Source organism: Desulfovibrio sp. OH1186_COT-070, from assembly GCF_003860215.1.
Classification (GTDB): domain Bacteria; phylum Desulfobacterota; class Desulfovibrionia; order Desulfovibrionales; family Desulfovibrionaceae; genus Desulfovibrio.
The window spans coordinates 1-5,107 of the sequence record NZ_RQYH01000055.1 but is presented as its reverse complement, the minus strand read 5'-3'; the positions used below and the strand labels follow the sequence as shown (position 1 = coordinate 5,107).

The window sequence follows — 5,107 nt, the reverse complement described above, 5'->3', positions numbered from 1 at the left end:
TCCTTGTTGGTCTGGGGGTTGATCGCCCTAACCAAAACCTAACCAACTTGGAGGGCTACGTCATTTTTCAAATGTGCGAAACTTTCTGTACGTTATCACGCGTTCTCCGGCTGCTGGCGGAGATGTTCGGCAAATAGAGCATATCATCCCCATTTTTGACAACAATCGAAAAGATCTGCAGGCCGCCTGTCGGGCCTTTTCCGACAGGCGGCCTGCAGATCTTTTGCTGCCCCACTTTACAGATGACTTTACGCCACGCAGGCTATCCCTTGATCAGCATCTCCGGAAAGCAACTCATGCGCGAAGTGGGGCACGCCGATATTGCAGAGATATGCGGCAGGACAGAACCGTCACTGTTTCCGGGCAGCCTCCAACGCTTTCGCCTTGCGAAAAATCGTGCTCCGATCCACCTGAAATTGCCGGGCCAGCTCGCTGATGGAGCCGTAACGCCGGAGTCCTGCCTCAATGACGGCGTTCTCCAGTTCTTTCATGATGCTTTTGAACGAACGCCCCTCAACAGAGGGCAGCCTCCGCCCGGAGGCTGCCTCGTCCGTACCGGAAGTCAGGGGGCGGATGCCCGAAAGGGCCGCCGCCTCAATAACTTCTCCTTTGCAGGTAACCAGAAGCCCCTGTATCAGATTTTCCAGTTCCCGTACATTTCCCGGCCAGGAGTACTCCTGGAGGATATGCGCCACCTCCTCCGAAAAACGGGCCTGCTTGCGGTATTTTTTTCCGTAATATCCCAGAAAGGCCAAGGCCAGGGGCAAAATGTCGGCGCGCCGCTCACGCAAGGGGGGAATGCGCAGCACGGCCACCTTGAGCCGGTAATACAGGTCGGACCGGAAGGCGCCTTTGACCACTTCTTTCTCCAGTTCCTTGTTGGTAGCCGCGATGACGCGCACATCCACCTTTTTGGGAGACGTGGCTCCCACGCGCAGCACTTCCCAGTCCTGCAGCACACGCAAAAGGCGTGACTGCATGCTCATGGGCAGTTCGCCAATCTCGTCCAGAAAAAGCGTTCCTCCGGAAGCTGCCTCCACCAGCCCCGCCTTGCCGTTTTTGCTGGCCCCGGAAAAGGAGCCGGGCGCATAACCGAACAATTCCGTCTCTATGAGATTTTCCGGGATGCTGCCGCAATCTACCTTGACAAACGGTGCTTCGGCGCGCCTGCTCTGGCTGTGAATATGCCGGGCCACCACATCTTTTCCCACTCCGGTCTCTCCCAGCAAAAGCGCGGTGGCATCGGTATCGGCAATGGCGGCGGCTTCGGCATAAAGATGCTGCATAGCCCGGCTTTGCAGAATACGCGGATACTGGACGCTGCCGATCCCGGCAGCATCGTTGCTCAACGCTTGAAAGGTTTCCAGCAGTTCCTTTTGGGCAGCGATTTCCTCACGCAATTCGGCCAGTGCAGTCACGTCGCGAATGGTTGTGATGACGTAGACGACACTGCCGGAAGCGTCCTTGACGGGATAGCCGTTCAGCAAAAGGGTACGCCCGTTGAACAGGTGCTGCACTCCAGAAATTTTCTCTCCCGACTGCACCACGCGACTGTTGAGAACCGTGCTGAAGACGCCGTTCTGCACCATATCCTGCACGCACATGCCGAGCATCTTTTCCCGCGGAATGCCCGTCAGCACGGCATGGCGCTGATTGACCAGTACCACAATGCCCCTGTGATCCGTCACACAGATACCATCGCGAAAAGTGTCGCACAATTGTTCAATATAATCGGCCAGCATATGAGTACCATACATATGTCCGCCCTCTTTCCGCAAGCGTATCCCGTAAACTCCAGGCACGAAAGCTGCTCCCCCTGTTGGCTGATGCCCGATACCCGGGAGGCTCGCAATCTCCTGCTACTTCCCGTACCCCAGCAGGTCAGGAAGGAAAGTGCTGATGGAGGGGATAAACGTCAGAACAAGAATACTCGCCGTCAGGGCCGCAAGATACGGCAGCACGGCTACGGACAGCCGCTCCACCGAAACACCGCCTATACGGGATGCCACAAAGAGATTGACCCCCAGCGGCGGCGTCAGCATGGCGACGTTGTTGGTCACCACCAGGATAATGCCGAAATGGATGGGGTCGATACCCAGTTCAAGAATCATGGGCAGCAATACGGGCACCAGAATGATGATGGTGGACAGGGTTTCCATGAACATGCCCAGCAAATAGAGAACGGCAATGATCATCAGCAGAACCACATGCGGGTCTTTTGAAATGCCCATGACCAGGGCCGTGAGTTTTTGCGGTGCCTCCTCAAAAGTGAGAATCTTGCCGAAAAGGGTGGACGCCCCCACAATGAGCAGCACGCCGCCACAAACCATGGCCCCTTCCAGCAGGGCCTTGTTGATATGCTCCCACCTGAGGGCGCGATTGATGACAATACCCACGAAAAGCGCATAGAGAATGGCCACCACCGAGGCCTCCACAGGGGTGGCGTACCCCGAATAGATGGAACCCAGAATAATGAAAGGCGTCATGAGCGCGAAAACGCATTTGCGGCAACTGCGCACAAAGCGCCGCCACTCGAAGGCTTCGCTCTCGTCGCCGCGGAAGTTGTTTTTGCGGGCCAGCAACCAGGCGGTCGAAATCATGGCAAAGGCGACCAGAAATCCGGGCAGGAATCCGGCGGTGAACATGGCCGTCACCGACAGATTGCCCAGAATGGCATAGATGATCATGGGATTGGAAGGGGGAATAAGGATGCCGATGGTGCCGCCCGAGGAGGCTGCGGCGCTGGCATATTCGCGCGAATAGCCGTTGCGGATCATGGACGGGATCAGAATGGTGCCTACAGCAGCCACCGTACCGGGGCCCGACCCGGAAATGGCGGCAAAAAAGGTGCAGGCCAGAATGGTCGTGATGCCGAGTCCCCCGTGCATCCTGCCCACCATCTGTTTGACCACATCCACAATCTGCTGTGTGATGTTGCCGTACTCCATGAGGGTTCCGGCCACGACAAAGCAGGGAATGGCCAGCAACGGAAAGAGGTTGAGTCCATCAAACAGGGAATTGTGGATGACGGACATGGGCAGAACATCGCCGCTGAAGAGTGTCACGGCTGCGGCAATGGCCAGAGACATGAAGATGGGCACCCCCAGCAGAAAAAGAACGGCCATGCACAGAAGAGCGAGTTCGAGCGGACTCATTGGGGATTCTCCTCATAGTTCACAAGGCTGACCAGACTGCCGGAGCGCCAGAGTCGCCAGTACTGCTCCACAATACGCCAACTCACCAGCAGGAAGCAGAAGGGAATGACCATTTCAACATGGGACTTGACCACGCCCAGGGTGGGGGAAATCTCGGGGTAGTCCAGACCTTCCCTGATGGTTTCCCAACAGGTGGAGACAAAAAAGATATTGAAGATCACCCAGACGGCATCACCCAGAATGCGGAAAAACAGGCGCGCCCGGACTCCCAGATGCCCGAACTGGGCCGTGATGCGCACGTGTCCGCCGCGCTTGACCGCCAAGGCAGCTCCCACAAAAACGGCCCACAAAAAACTGTACCGGGAAAGTTCTTCGGTCCAGGCAAAGGAGGAACCGGTCAAAACCCGCATGACGACCTGCAGGACAAGGCAGAACACCATCAGCAGAACAAGGGCCGCACAGACGTATTCTTCAAAATTGTCATAGAGTTTTTTGAGCAGAAACATGATGCCCCCTGAAAAGGGCTGCGCCGTTCCGGCGCAGCCCGTGCACGGTTACTGCGCCATGATTTTCAGCATTTCATCCACATTTTCTTTGCCGCCGATCTTGTCATACACTTTGGGCCACATGGCGCGGGCCGCCTTCATCCATGCATCCTCGTCAAGGATTTTGTTCATGACCATGCCCTTTTCCAGGCATTGCCCGAGCGCGATGGATTCCTGCTCTGCAGCCCACTTCCATTCATGGAGGGCGGCCTCGCGGGCGGCACGGGCCACAAGCTCTTTGCTGGCAGGATCAAGCTTGCGATACCAAGGGTCAGACACCAGCATGGGGCCAACCCAGAGCAGATAGTGCAGCTCGCTGATATATTTCTGCACTTCCCAGAACTTCTGATCGCGGTTGATTGTATGGGGGTTTTCCTGTCCGTCCACCACACCCTGCTGCAAACCGTTGAATGTTTCCGACCAGGACAGGGGATGGGGCTCCACCCCCCAGGCCCGAAATGCCTCCAGTTGCAGTTCCACCGCCGGAACGCGGATCTTGAGCCCCTTGAGGTCTTCCATTTTGGCCACAGGCCTTTTGGAGTTGGTCAGCACGCGGTAACCGCCTATCAGCCAGGACAATGGCCGGGCACGGCTTTGCTGGGCGATTTCTCCAGCCATTTTTTCCATGAAGACTTCATTGCTGAAAACCTTTTTGGCATCGTCGATGTTGGGGAAGCCGTACGGCAGATAAAAAATACCCGCCTTGGAGGCAAAGGGCGTCAGATTGCCGCAAGCCACGACAGCCAGATGTATCTCGCCTGTGCGCAGTTGCTTCACATTGGCCTGTTCGTCCCCCATGCTGCCGCCGTAGAAAGTCTGCACGGAGATTTTTCCTCCGGATTCCTTTTCCACGATTTCCTTGAACCTGTTGATGGCTTCCACATGCAGGCTGCCGTCTGGATTGGCCGTGGCAGCGCGTATGACCATTGCGGGATATTCGGCCGCCACGACATCGTGGCTCCACCCTGCAAACAGGGACAGGGCGCACAGCATTACCAGAACATGTTTCATAACTGACTCCTTTGTGTGGTAAATACAGGCAGACCAGCTAAACCTGTACACAGGGTAGCAAAATCAGGGCCACTTTGCGAAAAAAAGAACATCAGAATGCTCAATACCGCACAAAAGCACACCATATTTCGGAAGATGGAGAAAACAAGGGAGAAACTGGAGGGCAAAGCAAAAGGCTCATTTGTGGCAAAGCCACGCCGGACAAAAGACCATGCGAAAAAATGCACACTGCCCCCAAAGGGCGCCCTCGGAGTGGTGTAAAATTGCACTTGCGACAACAAAACAAAAAAGCGATATATTTAGATAGTGTCGTCAAACTATGAATAGTATGATAACACCTCTTCCTGCATGACAGGAGAAGCTATGCGCGCACATCGACGACACGATATTTGTGAC

4 protein-coding genes are annotated in these 5,107 nt (G+C 55.7%); all 4 read right to left on the bottom strand.

All coding sequences use genetic code 11. The features are described 5' to 3' along the window. Window positions 1–350: 350 nt before the first annotated feature. Entirely contained in the window at window positions 351–1,757 is a 1,407-nt protein-coding gene (locus tag EII23_RS11365; protein WP_260424705.1) for a sigma-54-dependent Fis family transcriptional regulator, read from the bottom strand. 102 nt (window positions 1,758–1,859) lie between these two features. Further along, window positions 1,860–3,155 carry a TRAP transporter large permease gene (locus EII23_RS11360; protein WP_124793473.1) on the bottom strand — a complete coding sequence of 432 codons (1,296 nt, stop codon included), beginning with the start codon at window positions 3,153–3,155 and terminating at the stop codon, window positions 1,860–1,862. Beyond that, window positions 3,152–3,661, bottom strand: a complete 510-nt coding sequence (locus EII23_RS11355; RefSeq protein WP_124793472.1) for a TRAP transporter small permease — start codon at window positions 3,659–3,661, stop codon at window positions 3,152–3,154. The genes EII23_RS11360 and EII23_RS11355 overlap by 4 nt, the downstream gene beginning before the upstream one ends. Window positions 3,662–3,709: 48 nt before the next feature. Then, window positions 3,710–4,711, bottom strand: a complete 1,002-nt coding sequence (locus EII23_RS11350) for a TRAP transporter substrate-binding protein (RefSeq protein ID WP_124793471.1) — start codon at window positions 4,709–4,711, stop codon at window positions 3,710–3,712. Window positions 4,712–5,107: the final 396 nt, after the last annotated feature.